The sequence below is a fragment of the Epilithonimonas hungarica genome, from assembly GCF_900102265.1.
In the GTDB taxonomy this organism is placed as follows: domain Bacteria; phylum Bacteroidota; class Bacteroidia; order Flavobacteriales; family Weeksellaceae; genus Epilithonimonas; species Epilithonimonas hungarica.
In genome coordinates this window covers 149,622-168,252 of sequence record NZ_FNBH01000003.1, presented here as the reverse complement: position 1 = coordinate 168,252, position 18,631 = coordinate 149,622, and the positions used below count along the sequence as shown (strand labels likewise).

At 35.3% G+C, this 18,631-nt stretch carries 17 protein-coding genes and 1 other RNA gene; 3 read left to right on the top strand and 15 right to left on the bottom strand.

Features of this window, described 5'->3' with window-relative positions; translation table 11 throughout:
• The first annotated feature begins 5 nt into the window (after positions 1-5).
• The gene (locus BLT30_RS12580) at positions 6-692 is read left to right on the top strand and encodes a DUF1826 domain-containing protein (protein WP_089873900.1); all 687 of its coding nucleotides are present in this window, start codon (positions 6-8) and stop codon (positions 690-692) included.
• A gap of 129 nt (positions 693-821) precedes the next feature.
• On the opposite strand, the gene BLT30_RS12575 is transcribed toward BLT30_RS12580, so the two are convergent.
• Positions 822-1,103, bottom strand: coding sequence for a FoF1 ATP synthase subunit delta/epsilon (locus BLT30_RS12575; protein ID WP_089873899.1), 282 nt, complete (start codon positions 1,101-1,103; stop codon positions 822-824).
• Positions 1,104-1,187: 84 nt separating this feature from the next.
• The gene (gene atpD / locus BLT30_RS12570) at positions 1,188-2,696 is read right to left on the bottom strand and encodes a F0F1 ATP synthase subunit beta (RefSeq protein ID WP_089873898.1); all 1,509 of its coding nucleotides are present in this window, start codon (positions 2,694-2,696) and stop codon (positions 1,188-1,190) included.
• Between the two features lie 160 nt (positions 2,697-2,856).
• On the opposite strand from atpD, the gene BLT30_RS12565 reads away from it, so the two are divergent.
• The gene (locus BLT30_RS12565; protein ID WP_089874338.1) at positions 2,857-3,783 is read left to right on the top strand and encodes a bifunctional riboflavin kinase/FAD synthetase; all 927 of its coding nucleotides are present in this window, start codon (positions 2,857-2,859) and stop codon (positions 3,781-3,783) included.
• A gap of 54 nt (positions 3,784-3,837) precedes the next feature.
• Here BLT30_RS12565 and BLT30_RS12560 read toward each other — a convergent pair whose 3' ends face one another.
• From BLT30_RS12560 to BLT30_RS12515, 9 genes are all read right to left on the bottom strand, one after another.
• Entirely contained in the window at positions 3,838-6,096 is a 2,259-nt protein-coding gene (locus tag BLT30_RS12560) for a glycoside hydrolase family 3 C-terminal domain-containing protein (RefSeq protein WP_089873897.1), read from the bottom strand.
• A 173-nt stretch (positions 6,097-6,269) separates the two neighbouring features.
• Entirely contained in the window at positions 6,270-6,623 is a 354-nt protein-coding gene (locus tag BLT30_RS12555; RefSeq protein WP_089874337.1) for an MmcQ/YjbR family DNA-binding protein, read from the bottom strand.
• A gap of 97 nt (positions 6,624-6,720) precedes the next feature.
• Positions 6,721-7,383 carry a histidine kinase gene (locus BLT30_RS12550; RefSeq protein WP_089873896.1) on the bottom strand — a complete coding sequence of 221 codons (663 nt, stop codon included), beginning with the start codon at positions 7,381-7,383 and terminating at the stop codon, positions 6,721-6,723.
• A gap of 89 nt (positions 7,384-7,472) precedes the next feature.
• The gene (kdsB, locus tag BLT30_RS12545) at positions 7,473-8,195 is read right to left on the bottom strand and encodes a 3-deoxy-manno-octulosonate cytidylyltransferase (protein WP_175487186.1); all 723 of its coding nucleotides are present in this window, start codon (positions 8,193-8,195) and stop codon (positions 7,473-7,475) included.
• 72 nt (positions 8,196-8,267) lie between these two features.
• Complete coding sequence (locus BLT30_RS12540) at positions 8,268-9,521, bottom strand: pyridoxal phosphate-dependent aminotransferase (RefSeq protein ID WP_089873894.1); 1,254 nt, start codon at positions 9,519-9,521, stop codon at positions 8,268-8,270.
• A gap of 191 nt (positions 9,522-9,712) precedes the next feature.
• Entirely contained in the window at positions 9,713-11,434 is a 1,722-nt protein-coding gene (locus BLT30_RS12535; RefSeq protein ID WP_089873893.1) for a phospho-sugar mutase, read from the bottom strand.
• A gap of 18 nt (positions 11,435-11,452) precedes the next feature.
• Positions 11,453-12,154, bottom strand: a complete 702-nt coding sequence (locus tag BLT30_RS12530) for a GIN domain-containing protein (RefSeq protein ID WP_089873892.1) — start codon at positions 12,152-12,154, stop codon at positions 11,453-11,455.
• A 312-nt stretch (positions 12,155-12,466) separates the two neighbouring features.
• Entirely contained in the window at positions 12,467-13,420 is a 954-nt protein-coding gene (locus BLT30_RS12520; RefSeq protein WP_089873890.1) for a glycosyltransferase family 2 protein, read from the bottom strand.
• Positions 13,421-13,520: 100 nt separating this feature from the next.
• A complete protein-coding gene (locus tag BLT30_RS12515; protein WP_089873889.1) occupies positions 13,521-14,108 on the bottom strand; it encodes a DUF4199 domain-containing protein in 588 nt (195 codons plus the stop codon).
• Positions 14,109-14,240: 132 nt separating this feature from the next.
• Here BLT30_RS12515 and ffs point away from each other — a divergent pair.
• Positions 14,241-14,338, top strand: an RNA gene (gene ffs, locus BLT30_RS12510) — signal recognition particle sRNA small type.
• Positions 14,339-14,433: 95 nt separating this feature from the next.
• Here ffs and BLT30_RS12505 read toward each other — a convergent pair.
• From BLT30_RS12505 to BLT30_RS12490, 4 genes are read right to left on the bottom strand one after another with little or no spacing between them, the layout of a single operon-like run.
• On the bottom strand, positions 14,434-15,117 hold the full coding sequence (locus BLT30_RS12505; RefSeq protein WP_089873888.1) for a metal-dependent hydrolase: 684 nt from the start codon (positions 15,115-15,117) through the stop codon (positions 14,434-14,436).
• Positions 15,118-15,123: 6 nt separating this feature from the next.
• A complete protein-coding gene (locus tag BLT30_RS12500; RefSeq protein WP_089873887.1) occupies positions 15,124-16,104 on the bottom strand; it encodes a tetratricopeptide repeat protein in 981 nt (326 codons plus the stop codon).
• Between the two features lie 28 nt (positions 16,105-16,132).
• Positions 16,133-17,062, bottom strand: a complete 930-nt coding sequence (gene menA / locus BLT30_RS12495) for a 1,4-dihydroxy-2-naphthoate octaprenyltransferase (protein ID WP_089873886.1) — start codon at positions 17,060-17,062, stop codon at positions 16,133-16,135.
• Positions 17,063-18,604, bottom strand: coding sequence for a serine hydrolase domain-containing protein (locus BLT30_RS12490; RefSeq protein ID WP_089873885.1), 1,542 nt, complete (start codon positions 18,602-18,604; stop codon positions 17,063-17,065).
• Between the last annotated feature and the right edge of the window lie 27 nt (positions 18,605-18,631).

Genomic DNA, 18,631 nt, shown 5'->3' with positions numbered 1-18,631 from the left:
AATATATGCTATCCACAACTAATTCAATAAAAATAGTTTCAACTTTTTCGGAACTTATAAATTCTGATTTTGAAGGAAAAATAAATGCCATTAATTGGCAACGAGATCTGGATGGTGATTTTGAGGAAATTGTTACCAAACTTGAATTAAATGAAAATATCACTGAAGTTTATATTGAAGATCTAGAAAATCTAATACTTTCAGAAAATGGACATATTGCAAGAGAAATTATCTTGAACGACCTTCGTTTACTAAATGATTTTGGAGCATCCCCATCACTCAATTTACTTAAGAATTATGAGCGAGACAATGAGTTCGATTTTATTTCGACAGATGTATATTCTTACCATGTAGATCGTTCTCCTATTGCTACAAGTACATTTTTATGTACTTATTATGGTACATCAAGCGATATTTTACCTAATGACCAGACTATACAGAAAATTTTAATTCCGGAAATCCGAGAAAAACTAAAAAAACTGCATAATGGTGAAGAAGAAGATTTTGAAACTTTCCTGAAAGAGTATTATTTTGACTTGCACTATCAACCAAAACCCGATGCTCATCCCATAAATTTAGGATTGGGAAACCTTTGGCGCCTGTCCGTAGATCATCCAGAACAAAAAGTTCTGCCCTGTGTTCATCGTGCCCCGATAGAAAATGATAAATATCGATTACTTTTGATCTGTTAAAAAAGCATTTCTATTTTTTATTCCCTTCAGCGTTTATCTAACTGTTGAATGAAGGTATATAAAAAAATATTTCCAAAATAAAAAGCGAACCATCTCTGATTCGCTTTTTTATATTGTTATAGTCTTGACTTATTCGCAAAGAATAATCCCTTTATCATTATTGAACTCTAACACACCACTCTTGATCTCATAAGAATAAGATGACTTAGCCTCGGTTTCCTTGATAAGGTATTTTTGGTAAGCAGAACCTACTTTTTCTGTATAGATCTTTACTTTCCCACCCACCAAAGCAGATACAATCGCAGCGTGATTTTTGAATATCTGGAACTGCCCACTTTTTCCTGGAAGAAGAACTGATTCTACTTCACCTTCAAAAATTACAAATTCCGGAGTTAAAATTTTTATATTCATTCTTTTAGATTTAAAGATTTCAGACTTCAGATTTCAGACATTAAAGTCTCTCATGTCTATAATCTGATATCTTGTGTCTAATTATTAAGCATTCTCTGCAAGCATTTTCTGCCCGGCAGCAATAGCTTCTTCGATAGTTCCCTTCAGGTTGAATGCAGATTCTGGGTATTGATCCAATTCTCCATCGATGATCATATTGAATCCTTTGATGGTATCCTTGATATCCACCAATGATCCTTTGAGACCTGTAAACTGCTCAGCAACGTGGAAAGGCTGAGATAAGAATCTCTGAACTTTTCTAGCTCTGTAAACTACCAATTTATCTTCCTCAGAAAGTTCTTCCATACCAAGGATCGCAATAATATCTTGCAACGCTTTGTATCTCTGAAGGATTTCTTTTACTCTTTGTGCACAGTTATAATGTTCTTCACCGATGATTTCCGGAGCCAATATCCTTGACGTAGAAGCCAATGGGTCTACCGCCGGATAAATACCTAATGAAGCAATTTTTCTATCTAATACAGTCGTTGCATCAAGGTGAGCAAACGTTGTAGCCGGCGCCGGGTCAGTTAAATCATCCGCAGGTACGTAAACAGCTTGTACGGAAGTAATTGAACCATTTTTAGTAGAAGTAATTCTTTCCTGCATTGCACCCATCTCAGATGCCAATGTCGGCTGGTAACCTACCGCAGAAGGCATACGACCCAAAAGTGCAGACACCTCTGAACCAGCCTGTGTAAAACGGAAGATATTATCCACAAAGAAAAGTACATCTCTACCTTGTCCACTTTCTCCACCATCTCTATAATATTCTGCCAATGTAAGACCAGACAATGCTACTCTAGCTCTTGCACCTGGTGGCTCGTTCATCTGTCCAAAAACGAATGCAGCTTTGGAATCCTTCATTACTTCCAAATCTACTTTGGAAAGATCCCAACCTCCATTTTCCATAGAGTGCATGAAGTCATCACCATATTTGATAATTCCAGATTCCAACATCTCTCTCAAAAGGTCATTTCCTTCTCTCGTTCTTTCTCCTACTCCTGCGAATACCGAAAGTCCACCGTGTCCTTTTGCGATGTTGTTGATCAATTCCTGGATCAATACTGTTTTTCCAACACCTGCTCCACCGAACAATCCGATCTTACCTCCTTTTGCATAAGGTTCAATAAGGTCGATTACTTTGATACCAGTGAAAAGAACTTCGGCTGAAGTAGATAACTGATCAAATTTTGGTGCTTCTCTGTGGATTGGCAAACCTCCTTCTTTTGACAAGTTCTGAAGTCCGTCGATAGCATCACCCACAACATTGAATAGACGTCCATTAACGCCTTCTCCAATTGGCATTGTGATCTGTAGACCAGTTCCAAGAACTTCTTGTCCTCTCTGAAGCCCATCGGTAGCGTCCATTGCAATACATCTTACAACGTCCTCGCCAATGTGCTGCTCAACCTCTAAAACAACTTTTTCTCCGTTGGTTTTAGTGATCTCAAGAGCGTCATATATGTTTGGTAATTGTTCAACTTCATTAAAGACCACATCGATAACTGGTCCAATAATTTGTGAAATTTTTCCTTTAATTTGGTTTGCCATTACTAAATTTTTACTTGTGCGCAAAGATAATAAAAGTTTGTATATGTGCATTGTCAGAAAAAAAGATTTTTATCATATTTGCATGACAATTTTACACACCATTTTTAGGTGTATTTTTACACAGGCAGAATTTTTGTTGTCTTGCCATAAAATTCAGGATTTGAAAATCATCAGAGACCTTACAGATTACCACTCGGAAACACCATTAGCATTATCTTTAGGTATGTTTGACGGTGTTCATCTCGGGCATTTATCCATCATTAATAAATTAAATGAAATTGCAGAAAAAGAGAATTTGGAATCTGCAATACTAAGCTTTTGGCCACATCCGAGAAAATTCCTGAATCCGGATGACGATGTCAAAATGCTGAATACGCTGGAAGAAAAATTGGAACTTCTGGAAAAAAGTGGAATCAGAAATATCTTTCTAAAGACATTTGATGAAGAATTCAGAAATCTTACAGGAACTGAATTCTGTGAAAAAGTTTTGGTTGATAAACTAAACGTTAAACATATTATTATTGGCCATGATCATACATTCGGGAAAAACAAAAGTGGAAATTTCGAATTATTGAAATCAATTTCTGATGAACTAGGCTTCAAAGTCAACCAATTGGAAGCTGTCCAAACGAATGACCTTAATATCAGTTCTACAAAAATCAGAATTGCTCTCTCGGAGGGAAGAATCAATGATGCCAACGAAATGCTGGGCTACAGTTATCCTTTGACCGGGAAAGTGATCCACGGAAAAAAATTGGGCAGGACCATTGGTTATCCAACCGCAAATATTGAAGTTCCTATCAATAAGTTACTTCCGAAAAAAGGCGCTTATATTGTAGAAGTTTGGATTGACGATCAATTCTATAAAGGAATGCTAAGCATCGGGACCAATCCGACCATTGATGATCAGAATGAATCTCTACATACAGAAGTTTACATTCTTGATTTTAACAAAGAGATTTACGATAAAGAGATCACTATCAAATTCAGGGATTTCCTGCACGATGAGATCAAATTTGATGGTTTGGAGAAATTGATCGAAAAGCTGGATGAGGACAAAAGACTGACGGAAGAATATCAGTTTTAAGAAACAAAAAAGGATAGCAATTGCTATCCTTAATTTTTATATTTCCTATGAAAATTATTTCAAAGTGAATTTGATTTTAGTTCTGATATCAGAAGAAGAACTTCCCACCAAAGCTTCGAAATCGCCTGGTTCTGCAACCCAATCGTGTTTTACCGGATCAAAGAAACTCAATGCCGATCTGTCAACAGTGATAGAAACTTCTTTGGATTCTCCTGCTTTCAAATAAACTTTATCGAAACCTTTCAGTTCTTTCAATGGTCTTGGCAGTGATGATTTCAAATCACTAATGTACAATTGTACAACTTCTGCTCCATCAACCTTACCAGTATTTTTGACATTAACCGTAAAAGTAATTTTATCATTCGCAGTCAACTCGGTTTTGTCTGACTTTACTTTTCCGTATTCGAAAGTCGTGTAACTCAAACCGTGCCCAAAACTGAATAATGGTTTGATATTCTTTGTATCATGCCAACGGTAACCTACTAAAATTCCTTCATTATAGGTAATATTAATTGGGTCTTTCAAATCTTTTCCTTTTCCTGCAGCCAATTCTTCTTTATTTCCAGGATATTCTCCCAAAGCGTGCGCCGAATTATCCTCTAACTTGACAGGAAAAGTGAAAGGCAATTTCCCGGAGGGATTTGTATCACCAGCCAAAACTGCTGCAATCGCATGTCCAGCTTCCGAGCCCAAATACCAAGATTGCAAAACCGAAGGCACTTCTTTGATCCAAGGCATTGCAACTGCGTTTCCGGAAACCAAAACAACTGCAAGATTTTTATTTGCTTTTGATAATTCAGAGATCAATTTGTCCTGATCATAAGGCAAACCGTAGCTTTCTCTGTCCATTCCTTCTGCATCCTGACGGTCACTTTTGTTAAGCCCTCCTACAAATACTACAAAATCAGATTCTTTGGCTAATTTCACCGCTTCAGCAATCAATTCTGCAGAAGAACGTGTTTCTTTTAGATTCTGGCCGGATTTCACACCATTATAATCGCCGCCAACATCCCCAACATAACCTCTTGCATAGACAACTTCGGTTTGTTTTCCGAAACGTTCTTTGATTCCTTCAAGAGGTAAAGTCTCATATTTTACTTTCAAAGAGGAACTTCCCCCACCAACTGTCATCATTTTGATAGCATTCTCTCCTATCACTGCAATTTTCTTAGTCTTAGACAAATTGATCGGCAATGTTGCTTTTTGATTTTGAAGCAAAACAATCCCTTCTGATGCAATTTGTTTTGCAGCAGCCATATGTTCTTCTGAAGCAATCGACCCAAATGGCTTATTCTTATTCATTGATGTTTTGTAAGCTAATCCTAAAACCCGTCTCACTTTGTCATCCAATTCCTTAGTTCCGACTTTTCCAGATTTGATCAGATCTAAGTAGGGTTTTGCTAAGTAATAGTTTTCATAGGCATTGCTCGTTCCCTTTGATAAACCGTTTGTCCAGGTTCCAAATTCCAGATCCAAACCATTATGAATCGCCTGATTGGTGTCCAAAACAGCGCCCCAATCTGAAATAACAACACCTTTATAACCCCATTCACCTTTCAAAATGTCATTTAATAAATATTGATTGTGACTGGCGTGCTGACCTTTGTAAAGATCATAAGCACCCATGATCGTCCAGGAATCACCTTCCTGAACAGCTGCTTTAAATGGTGGTAAATAGATCTCATACAAAGCTCTGTCATCTACGATCACATTACTTGTGTGACGGAAAGTTTCCTGATTGTTCAAAGCAAAATGTTTCACACTTGTTGCAACGCCATTAGATTGAACACTTTTAATGTAAGGCACAACCATTTGAGAGGTCAAAAATGGGTCTTCTCCCATATACTCGAAATTACGGCCGTTAAGCGGTGTTCTATAGATGTTGACACCAGGTCCAAGAATTACATCTTTACCTCTATATCTCGCTTCTTCTCCCAAAGATTTCCCGTAGATAGAAGACATATTTCTGTTCCATGTTGCGGATAATGCGGTCAAAGCCGGATATGCGATAATAGAATCATTCGTCCAACCTGCCTGATCCCACTCGTCCCAAAGCACTTCTGAACGTACACCGTGAGGCCCATCTGCCGTCCACAACTCAGGAATCCCTAATCTTGGAACACCGTGTGAACTGAATTTGGACTGAGCATGAATCAAGTTGATTTTTTCCTCCAAAGTCATCCTTGACAATGCATCTTCTATGCGTTGTTCTACAGGCTTGGAATCATCTAAATAAATGGGTGTTTTTTTCTGAGCAAAACCAAACTGTGTCATACAGCCAATTACAGAAAGTAATATTAATTTTTTTATCATAAAATTTACTTTTTTCAAATAGAAATTTTCGAATGCCTAATATACAAATTATTTTATTATCCCAAAATGAGAAAATAAAAATTTACTATAATCCATAACCATTCATAAGGTTTGAAAATATAAATTAGAATCTGTTTGTAAATTGAATTTTAATGAAATTAGCGTTTGAGAATTCAACTGTTTAAGATCTCATCTTTCAGCTTTTTTGTCAAAGATTTGAAGACCAAATCGTAAGAATGGTCAATTAATTTCAGAATCAATTCTTTTTTGAGACCTTCACAAAGAACTGAATTCCAATGGGTTTTATTTAAATGAAATGCGCCGTTTATTTGAAAATATTTTTCTCTGAGTTCCTCGCTCCAAGCCGGATCAGTTTTCACAGAAAATGTTGGCTGAGTACTTTCCAAAGGCAGAAACAGAAATATTTTTCCACCAACCTTGAAAACCAAAGTCTCGTTATCAAAAGGAAAACCTTCTGTTACAGCTTTTTTGGATAGACAATATTCTCGGATCTCCTCGATTTCCATTTTTTTAATTAACATTTTAGCAACCTATCAGTATAACAATAAATTTAACTTTTTCTAAAAAATTGTTACATTATTACATTGATACATTGTTACACTTTTAAAACTTAAAAGTATTCTTCGGCAACTCTTTATTGATTTCGATTTTATTGATCATCATTACATAATCGCTGTCTTTTTTAGGCGAAGACGACTCGATTCTGTAAGGCATTAATAAGTTTCCTACTTTTCTGTAATCAGAATAAGTTAAAGTTTCATCTTTCTTGATCTCACGGAAAAGTGAGTAATTTTTGACATCAAAGTAATAAATAGTTTTATTGACGTTCTTTGTCAATTCTACTTTGAAATAGATTTGTTCTCCGATTTTTTCTTTACCTAACAATTCTGCTTCAAAACCTTTGTTTTCCCAGTCTATAAAGTCATTGTCAAAACTCTCAGGAATGTAATCGTTATACTTTTGTAGCTTGTTCTGAGCGTAGTTCATTGCGTAACCATTCGTCCCGTCATAGCCTTCAACAGGTGTTTCCTTTCCACCCACTACAATTGCCGTTTTGGTGAGATTTGGGCGTTGCTGGTAGATTTTCATCAGATAAGAATCATTCACGCCAAGCGTTACCCGTCCTTGTATCTGAACCGTATTCAGAAGTTTCCAATTGGTAAGACCTCCGGAACTTTCGATATTTCTATCGATGATTTCCTTTGCGGTTTGTGCAAAAATTATTTGTGAAAATATAATAGCAAAAAGGACGATTATTCTGTTCATTCAAAAATTTTAGGATTTCAAAGATAGGATTTTTATTAAGTTTTGAACTTTTTAGACATATTAAATCTGACTAAAAAAGACATTAATCATTATATCAGCAGTTTTGCTTTCTCCAAATCTTCCGGAGTATCAATCCCAATCCCAACAAAATCAGTTTCTACCATCTTAATTTTCATTCCATTTTCCAAATAGCGTAATTGCTCTAGTTTTTCAGAAATTTCCATCGGTGTCATTTCCAAAGAAGAGAATTTGATCAAAGCTTCTTTTCTGAAAGCGTAAACGCCAATATGTTTGTAATATTTGACATTATAAGATAATTCTCGATGAAAAGGAATCACAGAACGGCTAAAATATAATGCAAATCCATTATTATCAGTAACGACTTTTACATTATTTGGATTCAGGATTTCCTCAGATTCTTTCAACTGAATTTTCAATGAAGCTAAGGAAACCTCTTTTTTATCATCATTAGAAAAAACATCAATCAGTTGTTTCAACGGTTCTTTTTTAAGGAAAGGTTCATCACCCTGAACATTGATGACGATATCACAATCGATATTTTTTACAGCTTCTGCAATTCTATCGCTTCCTGTTTCGTGTTCGCCTGTCATTACAGCTTTTCCACCGTTTTTGGAGATTTCCTCAAAAATCAATTCGGAATCTGTAGCAACAAATACTTCATCAAACAAACCTGTTTCCACAACATTCTGATAAGTGGTTGTGATAATGGTTCTGTTCCCCAAAATCTCCATCATTTTACCTGGAAATCTTGTAGAATTATAGCGTGCAGGAATGACTGCGATAACTTTCATATTGATATCAATTTAAAAATAAAAATGTAGCAATCATAATCAATTGCTACATTAATTTATATTATTAAGACTTTAGTTTAAAGCATTTAAAGCTTTCTCCAATTTCGGCAAACAATCTTTAATATCATCCAGAGAACAACCTCCAACAGAAGCTCTGAACCAAGGAACTGACTTATCATTTCCAAACGCTGAGAAAGGAACCAAAGCCATTCCTGCATTATTAATCAGATAGAAAACCAAATCTGTAGAATCCTCCAAAACTTTTCCGTCTGGTGCAGTTTTTCCAAGGTAATCGAGTTTGATTGTCAAATAAAGTGCTCCCATTGGTGAGATACTTTCGACGTCAAAACCTTTGGATTTCAAATCCTGGATTCCTGCATGAAGTTCTTTTAAACTTGTATTCAGTTTTTGTTTGTAATCATCTAAGAAAGTATCAACTGCAGAATCGTCAGCCAAAAACTCTGCAACGGCTTCCTGTTCTGGTTTTGGTGCCCAAGCTCCAACGTGTGTCAACAAAGCTTTCATTTTATCAATTACCAAACTCGGCCCGAATCCCCAACCAACTCTAACACCTGTCGCCGCAAAACATTTAGACGTTCCGTCAACATAGATCGTGTAATCTTTCATTTCCGGAAAAAGACTTACAGGATTGTAATGGTCTGCACCAAAAGTCAGCATTGCGTAGATTTGGTCATACATCAGGTAAAGCGGTTTTTCGTCTGCTCCTCTTCTTTTATTTTCTTCCAAAACCAATTCGCAAATCTCGGACAATTGCTCTTTTGTGAACATTGTTCCAGTTGGATTGAGTGGAGAACAAAGACAAAGCAAAACTGCGCCTTCTAAATGTGGTCTCAAATCATCCGCTGTCGGTAAGAAATTATTGGATTCCTGAGTCTGAACTTCAACCGCATTCGCACTTGTCAAGTAAGCATAATGATTGTTATTCCAGGAAGGAATCGGATAGATCACTTTATCGCCTTCGTCAACAATCGTTTTGAAAACCGCATAAATCAAAGGTCTGGAACCAGCTGTAATCAGAATGTCATTTGCCGAATAATCAAGATTCCAACGTTTTTTAAGGTCGTTGCTCACAGATGCTCTCAAAGATTGTAAACCGTTTGCTGGCGGATAGTTAGTAAGATTATTTTTATAGGCTTTCTCGATTCCCTGTTTCAATTCTTGTGGAATTGGATAGATATTAGAATTAAGGTCGCCGATTGTAAGATTTGAGATTTGTGCACCTTTGGCCTTCAAATCGTTTACTTCATTTCCGATTTTGATGATTTCTGAACCAACAAGGTTAGATGCGAGTTTTGATACTTTCACTTTTTTAATTTTAGATATTATTTCAGACTTAGAATCTGATTTTATTCTTTAAGGATTACAAATGTCTTAAATGTAACTGACTAATTCAAATTACACAACAAAAAAGTTCTCAAAACTAAATCACTTTAGTAATTGAGAACTTTATATTAAAAATATTTGGAGTTATATTTTGATCAAATAAAAATTTTCAATTACAAATTGAGGTCCTGTTTTACCTTGGCAATCTTTTCTTCCAGCTTAGGAAGTTTTTCAACAAAATCTTCTTTGGAAGAGATGCTGTCTTTCACAGAAACATAGAATTTGATTTTTGGCTCGGTTCCGGAAGGACGAACGCAAACTTTAGTTCCGTCTTGAGTATAGAAAATCAATACGTTAGACTTTGGAATATCGTCCATTACTTTTTTCTCGTTCTTGGAAACTACGAAACAAGTCTGCTCTTTGAAATCCTTCACTTCTTCTACAGGAGAACCAGCAATTTCTTTTGGAGGATTACTTCTGAAATCGCTCATCATTTGGGTAATTTCTTCAGCACCTGTTCTACCCTTTCTTACGACATTAATCAAGCCTTCGTAATAGAATCCAACTTCTTTGTAGATGTCAATCATATATTCGTAAACCGTTGTTCCATTGGCTTTACACCACGCAGCGATTTCACAAGCAGTCAAGATTGAACCACAAGAATCTTTGTCACGAACAAAATCTCCGGTCATAAAACCGAAACTTTCTTCGCCTCCACAAATGAACTTTTCCTGACCTTCAAAATCACGAATCATCTTCCCAATCCATTTGAATCCAGTCAATCCAACTTTGCAGTCCACTCCGAATTTCTCTGCAACATCAAAAAACACATCCGAAGTTACAATTGTAGAACCAATGAACTCTTTTCCAGTAATTTTTCCGGCTTTTTTCCATTGGTCAAGGATATAATAAGTTAAGATTGTATTGGTTTGATTTCCATTAAGAAGCTGCATTTCTCCTTCAAGATTTCTTACAGCGATTCCTAATCTGTCACCGTCCGGGTCAGTTCCGATAACGATATCAGCATTGGTTATTCTTGCCAAATCCATTGCCATTGACAATGCCGCAGGTTCTTCCGGATTCGGGGAATCTACCGTTGGGAAGTTCCCGCTTGGAATCATTTGTTCCTGAACCAAATCTAATTTTGTAAATCCAGCTTTTTTCAATGCTTTTGGAACGGTTGTATAAGTTGTTCCGTGAATCGACGTGAAAACGATGTTCAGATTATCTCTTCCAACATTTTGGTAAAGAGAATTTTCCATACAAGCATCGATGTAAACATCATCCTGGTCTTCTCCAACCCATTCGATCAGGTCATCATTTCCATCGAATTTGATATCTTCAAACTTGGTTGAATAAACTTCTCTGATGATATTTTCGTCATCCGGCGGAACAATTTGTGCACCATCATTCCAATACACTTTGTAACCGTTATATTCCGGTGGATTGTGAGAAGCCGTCAAAACGATTCCCGCATTACATTTTTTATCTCTCACTGTGAAAGACAATTCCGGAGTTGGGCGATGTTGCTTGAACAGCAGGACTTTGATTCCGTTCGCTGTCAAAACATCAGCAACAATTTTCCCGAATTCTTTTGAGTTGTGACGAACATCATAAGCAATTGCCACTTTGATTTCTTCGCCGGAAAATTGCTGATGAAGATAATTAGCCAATCCTTGAGTCGCTTGACCTAAAGTATATTTATTTAAACGATTGGTTCCAACGCCCATTACACCACGCATTCCTCCTGTTCCGAATTCTAATTCCCTATAAAAAGAATCTTCCAAATCCGGCGAATTGGAATCGATTAAAGTTTGAACAGCAGTTCTGGTTTCCGCATCAAATGTTTCAGAAAGCCAAAGTTTTGCTTTATCTAATGTTGATAATTCTGACATTATTTATAGTTTTTTGTTTTAATTAATTTTCTTGTTTTCCAAAGTCGCTTTTTCAGTTACTTTCAGTTTTTTCGAAGGATTTCCGTAATAAATCAACTTCGAAGTATTACCGATTTTACCTTTGATTTCTTCATCTACATTCAGTTCTGCATAATTTCCGTTCTGAGACTCAATTTCCAAATCTTTGATATACCAATATGGCGAAATAATGCTCGCAGTATCTTTGATATTAAGCTTGACCAAAGTCGTTTTCCCCAACAGATTAGCTCTGCTTTTGTTCGTCATTTCTATTTCAGCATTTTCTGAAATCACTGAACCGATAAATTTAGCATTATCTTTTAAATGAAGTGCAAAATTTTCAACTTTCATTTGACTTGAGATGTTAAGTTCTACAGAATCAGCTATTTTAATCACATCAAAAGGATTTTTGCCATAAATTGTAATATTATAGAAATCCACTTTATCCGTTTCACTTTTCTCTGAGATTGACAGATTTTTGTCTTTAACCTCAATATTAAGATTATCAAAGAAATTAGGATAAGTTTCTACATTCACAAAATTGTGTGGACTTTGCACATAAAACACTCTGAATTTTCCTTTTAAATCCAGTTTGGAAAATTCAGCCAATTCAACATCTTTGGACTGGATTTCTCCTTTTGGTTTTACTTTTCCGCAGGAAACGATTGTTAAGATTAGAAGTAAGTATAATAGTTTTTTCATATGAATTTAAAAACCTTCTATTATTAGTTCGTTGATTGTAAAATATATTATCGGCAAAACAATTATAAAGTTTACAAAAAGTAGAATAATTGACATTTTTCTTTTCGTATGTTTTAAAAATTGCTTTTCAAAAATAAAATTGAAAATTATTAATAAAATCAATACTAAAAACCAAAAGCTTTCATCTTTGACTGCTGTAGGAAATTCTTCTCTGACTCTAAAAGTTTTAAATACACGATAATCAAAATACAATGAATAAAATATATTAAATAGAATCAATCCAATTTTTAATAGCCAATATTTCATTTATAATTATATCATTTCCTCAATATGATAATTCTTCTGCTCACGGTTGGTTCTGATGATCAATTCGCCTAAGAATCCAGCTACGAAAAGTAAACTTCCGAGAATCATCATTGTCAATGCAATGAAAAACCAGGGATTGTTGGCAATCAGATTTCCATAGATTTTGAAAATATAAACATCAATCAGTTTTGAAATGCCAAGCCATATCGCAGATAAGAAACCGATGATGAACATCAAAGTTCCTGCAGCACCAAAGAAATGCATAGGCCTTCCTCCAAATCTACTCACAAACCAAAGTGTAACCAAATCTAAAAATCCGCGAACAAAACGTTCCGTCCCAAACTTCGAAGTTCCGTAAGGTCTTGCCTGATGCTGAACCGGTTTTTCGGTAATATTTCTGAAACCTGCATTAGCCGCCAGAACAGGAATATATCTGTGCATATCGCCGTAAACGTCAATAGATTTTACGACTTGTTTTCTGTAAGCTTTCAAACCGCAATTGAAATCGTGAAGCGAAACACCAGACACTTTTCTAGCCGCCGAATTGAACAATTTTGACGGAATATTTTTGGTCATTACATTATCGAAACGTTTCTTTTTCCATCCGGAAACGATATCGTAATTTCCAGCTTTCAGCATTTCGTACAATTCAGGAATCTCTTCCGGAAAATCCTGTAAATCAGCATCCATTGTAATTACAACATCGCCATTCACCTTTTCGAAAGCTGCGTGAAGTGCCTGAGATTTTCCGTAGTTTTTGGAGAATTTAATTCCGTGAATCTGTGGATTCTGAATTTTCATATTTTCTATGATAGACCAGGACAAATCTGTACTTCCGTCGTCTATGAACCAAACTTCGTAAGACAATTTATTGGAACGACAAACAGTGTCAATCCTTGTGAACAACTCTTCCAGAGAGTCTTGCTCGTTAAGCAATGGAACGATTATAGAAAGATTCATTTTTTTTATAAAAGATGTTAGATATTGATATTAGATTTTCAAATTTTAAGATAAATGATTTATTTAACAAAAGCCATTTAACTATTTATTATCCAACCTCTTATTCGTAGCGTTTCTTGTTTTTCAAAAAGCCAGCGATGATAATAGACAAAAGTAAATAAAATAGTAAAAAACCACCAAAGATGGCTGATAAAAATTGGAAAGAAAAATAATTTTTGTTCTCCTTTCTAGCAATCTCTCTCGCTAATTTTGCATCGTTGTAATTATCTTCCAATTCTTTAGCTTTCGTACGGTCTTTTTGATTTGCCGCTTCTACTTTCAGTTTTGCATAAGACTCATCCAGATTTTTCATTTCTGTTTGGATGTATTGATGATTCAGCATTTCTCTGGCATCTGTATCAACATAATTCAGGAAAGCGAAAATGGACAACATAGAAAGTCCACCACCTACGAACAAAGTCACAAAACATTGCTTGAAAGCTTGCGGATATGTGATTTTGTTGTTTCCACGCAGCCAAAGAACGGAAAGAAATCCAGCCAAAACATACAGGAAGGTCATCCCAAACGCATTGACTTTCATACTGGTATCAAAATAATTGGCATCTGCGAAAAAGTAATAAACAACGAAGAAAGTCAACATTGTCGCTAAAAATAAACCAAAGCCAACGGCTACAGGATTTTTTGTCATAATTTTATTTTTCTAAAAAAATTGAAAATTTTTAATTCTGAGAATCAGTTTTTTAAATTCATAATTGGATTAATAATCTCAATATCCTGTGTTTCTCATTTTTTAATTCAATATTAAATTTTATCTTTGCACCGGCAAGTCCTAAACAACCAGCTCCTGAGAATCCTCCAGGGTGGGAACGCAGCAAAGGTAATCGGTTGTAGCGGTGTGATTTAGGTAGCTTGCCATTTTTTGTATCTATACATTAAGAAATTCTGAGATTAAGTGATTTAGAAATCGAAAGATTCGACGAAGTCAAATTATTTAATCTCAGAATTTTTTTTATTTAAAATTCGAACTCCTCTCCTAGTTTTGGTAAAGTAAAATCGATGTTCTTATCTATGAAAAGTTTTTTAGCCTCTTCGTGATTGATTTCAATCGGTGGAAAAGTATCGAAATGACATCCAATTACTTTAGGAGTTTTCAATAATTCTGACGCTGCAAAAGCCGCTTTTCTAGGGCACATTGTATAATGTTTACCAACCGGAAGAATGGATAAATCTAATTTCCCGAAAACTTGCGGAAACAAGCTCATTTCGGCAGTTACACCTGTATCTCCGGCCAAATAAAGGTTTCTTCCATCAGCAAATCTAAAAATATATCCAGAAGCCAATCCGCCATAAGAACCATCCGGGAAAGAGCTTGTATGCAACGCAGGAACCATAGAAATCTTCAAACCGTTAAGCTTAACAGAACCTCCGAAATTAATATCTATGTTATTTGAATGCTTGAAATAACCACAAATCTCCGGCTGACTGATTACAGTTGCATCAGGATGGTTTTCTAGAACTTCTTTAACGTCTGCGATATGGTCGCCGTGCGCGTGTGTAATCAAGACATAATCGATTTTCTGAGCTTTGATATCAAATCCGGATTGCGCTTTCTGATAGTTGTAAAAAGGGTCTGAAAGAATTATTATGCTGTTATATGTGAACAAAAAACAGTTTTGTCCTAAGAATTTTATTTTCATTTTATATTATCTTTTTTTTCTTTTAATTATAAAAATTGAAAGTATTGCTACAATCAAAATTATTGGTAAAATTATCCAAAATGGAAAACCCACTTCCACTTCTGGAACTATTTTGACATTCTTGAATTCGGGAGTTTTATTTTTATCTTCATTTTGGTAATATAATTCTTCATTAGTTGTCTCCTTTACTTCTTTTCCGGAATCTTTGTTATCTTTAATAAGCTGAGCAAAGTAGGAAACCCGTTTATTTAACAACGGATTTTCGTATCCATATTTTTTTGAAAGATTATAAGCTTTCTGAGCTGATTCTAAATCGTAAACTATAGACAATGCGTTTCCCAATTCAAAATACAATTTTCCAACAATCTTATCTGTTGGTTTGACAAATTGAGTCCTTTCTGATAATTGGTAAGAAACATCATTTATGAACTCTGTCAATTCTATTTTTTTATATTTTGAAGTTGGAGTTTTATCATTTCCAAAATCAATATCCAAAAGATTTTCGAGGGTTCTTTTGCCTAATTTATTTTCTAAAATTTTTACGTGAATCCACTCAGAACCGTGATGAGAATCTTTGTTGAGTTGTAACGCTTTCTGGATATATTTCAGGGCATTTTTATTATCTCCAATTAATTCATAAGCTGTTCCCAAGTTAGAAGCGAGTTCATATTTATCTGGTTGCTTTTCTTCTATTTCTTTAAATATGGAAATTGCTTTATCATAATCACCCAGATAAACCAAAGAAGTAGCATAATTTAAATAGTTATCAAGATTTTTGGTCTTCTTATATTCTTCCAAATCATACTTTCCATTTTTTTCAATCATTGATTTGTCAAAATCATAGATATGCAATCCTCGGTGATGTTCCTTCATTGCATGAGTCGTTTTTCTTTTGCCATTGACATCTGTTCCGACAATCGAATAATTAAGACAAGCGAAAGCCAAACCTGAAATAACAAATGCTAACAAAAGTGAAATTTTCTTCATACTCACGAAGTTAATAATTTGAAAAAAATTAATTAACAAAATTAAGCCCGAAAGCTGTCAAAATAGCCATCATAAAAGTCAATATTCCGACCTGTTTTAGAAATGGGTCGAGTAATTTTGGTTCTTTTACAGCCATTATACTTCTCCTTAATTTGATGAATGGGAAAATCAAAATCATCACGATGAAAGGATAATATTTCCCCTGTGCCTGGAAGCCGTTGTACATTAGAAAAGCCAGCATCAAAAGAATTGGTAATTGCAATAAGATGATTTCGTAAATCATAGCATTTTTAAAACCAAGCTTCAATGCAAACGTTTTTTTGCCAGATAATTCATCATTAACGATGTCTCTCATATTGTTCAGATTAAGAACAGCCATACTCAACATTCCGACTGCTGTTGCAGGAAATAAAACGTCCCAACTGAATGATTTAGTAAACAGAAAATAACTTCCGCAAACCGAAACCAATCCAAAAAATACAAACACGAAAATATCGCCCAATCCCATATATCCGTAGGGTTTTTTACCCACTGTATATCCAATTGCTGCCAAAATACAAGCAATTCCTAATCCTATAAAAATCCAGAATTCTCTGATATTCGCTGGGTAAAAAGCAACGTACAATAATGCAATTGTTGCTACAAAAGATAAAATCGAAAGCAGAATAACTGCATTTCTCATTTGGATTGCTGTAATTTTTCCAGAAGCTACTGCTCTGCTTTCTGCTTCACCTATCCTATTTTTGTCCGTTCCTTTTACGCCGTCGCCATAATCGTTGGCAAAATTGGAAAGGATTTGATATAATAATGTTACGAGAAGTGCTAAAGCGAAAATTCTCCAATCCCAAGTTCCTCCATTCTCAGAAAGTCTCCATTTTGCAATGAAAGCTCCCATAATAATTCCACTGAGTGAAAGTGGTAATGTTCTAAGCCTCGCAGCCTGTATCCAATGTTTCATTTATTTTATTTCTGTGGCCTTTAAAATCGTTGATTTTTTTCCAAAATCCGCGCTATTTTTTAGTTCGAAAATGAGAGAATCATTATCGAAAGTAATTTCCATTAAATGTGAATGCGGCGTTTCCAGATAAATCGTTTTCAGTTCCAAAGTTTTTTCATCTTTCCAACGAAAACTATTTGTGATTTTCGCAGGATAAAGTTTGTAGCTGTCTGTTATCGATTTTCTGTCCGAAGTTGGCTGAATCCACATTGTTTCCTGCTGATTCCATTTTCCTGAAGTGAATTCGAATGGATAAGATTTTCCGTTAATAGTCAATTTCATTTCGAGTTTTTGACCATTCGATTTTAATTCGACCGATTGATATTTATCTTTGTTCTCAGCGAAACTAAACGTTTTGTTGATTTTCGGGAAGATGTCACTTTTCAGAGGTTCAATGGAAAGATTGTTCTCCAAGCCTTTGAGTTTCTGGTAAGCCGATTTATTTTCGGGAATCGCTTTTGGTTGAAAAGCTGGTAAAAGATGTTCCCAAACGAGATTTAATTCTTCCTGAAGATTGTTACTTTCTGCCGTTATAATCACAACTGCATCTTGTTCTGGCAAAACCAACATATATTGTCCGTAAGCGCCGTCACCACGGAAAGAATTGAATCGATTTCTCCACATCTGATAACCGTAACCTTGTACCCAATCGTTTTCGCTTTTAAGTTTTTCATCGGCATTTGGATTTTGTAAAATGTGTGCTGAACTGGCTTCTTTTACCCATTCTTCAGAAATAATTTGTTTGCCATTCCATTTTCCTTTTTGGAGAAAAAGCTGGGCAAATTTGGCCATATCTTCCGTTTTCACACGCAATCCCCAACCTCCTGTATTAATTCCTTGCGGATTACTTTCCCAATCGTAACCTTTGATTCCCAATGGGTCGAATAATCTTGGTTTCAAATAATCTGCAACAGTTTGACCGGTCACTTTCTGCATAATCGCAGAAAGCATAAATGTGGCCAACGAACTATAATTGAACTTACTTCCTGGTTTATTATCAATAGGAACAGCCAGATAAGCTTTTACCCAATCGTTTTCGCTTCCACGGATAAAATCAGGTTCTTTTTCCATTCCAGACGACATTGTCAAGAGATTTTGGATTGATAATTCTTTTAGATTATCACTGATTTCAGAAGGTTGTTTATCAGGAAAAAATGAAATCACTTTATCGGTAACTTTCAACTTATTTTCCTGAACGGCAAAACCAATTGCAGTTGCTGTAAAACTTTTACTGCAAGAATATAATCTGTTCTTTAAATCTTTCTGATAAGGATTCCAATGCACATCCGAAATCACTTTTCCGTGTCTCAGAAGCATAAAACTTTTGAACTCGGTGGATTGCAATTTATTTGCAGCTTGTAAAAACTTGACAATTGCTTCTGATGAAATCCCTTCTTTCTCAGGAACACTTTTTTGTAAAGGACTCTGAGCCGAAAACAATGCACAAGCAAAAGCCATTTGTGGCAAAACTGCTTTTCTGCAAATAAAAGACGGATTGAACATTAGAAATAAATTTAAAATAAATAATTA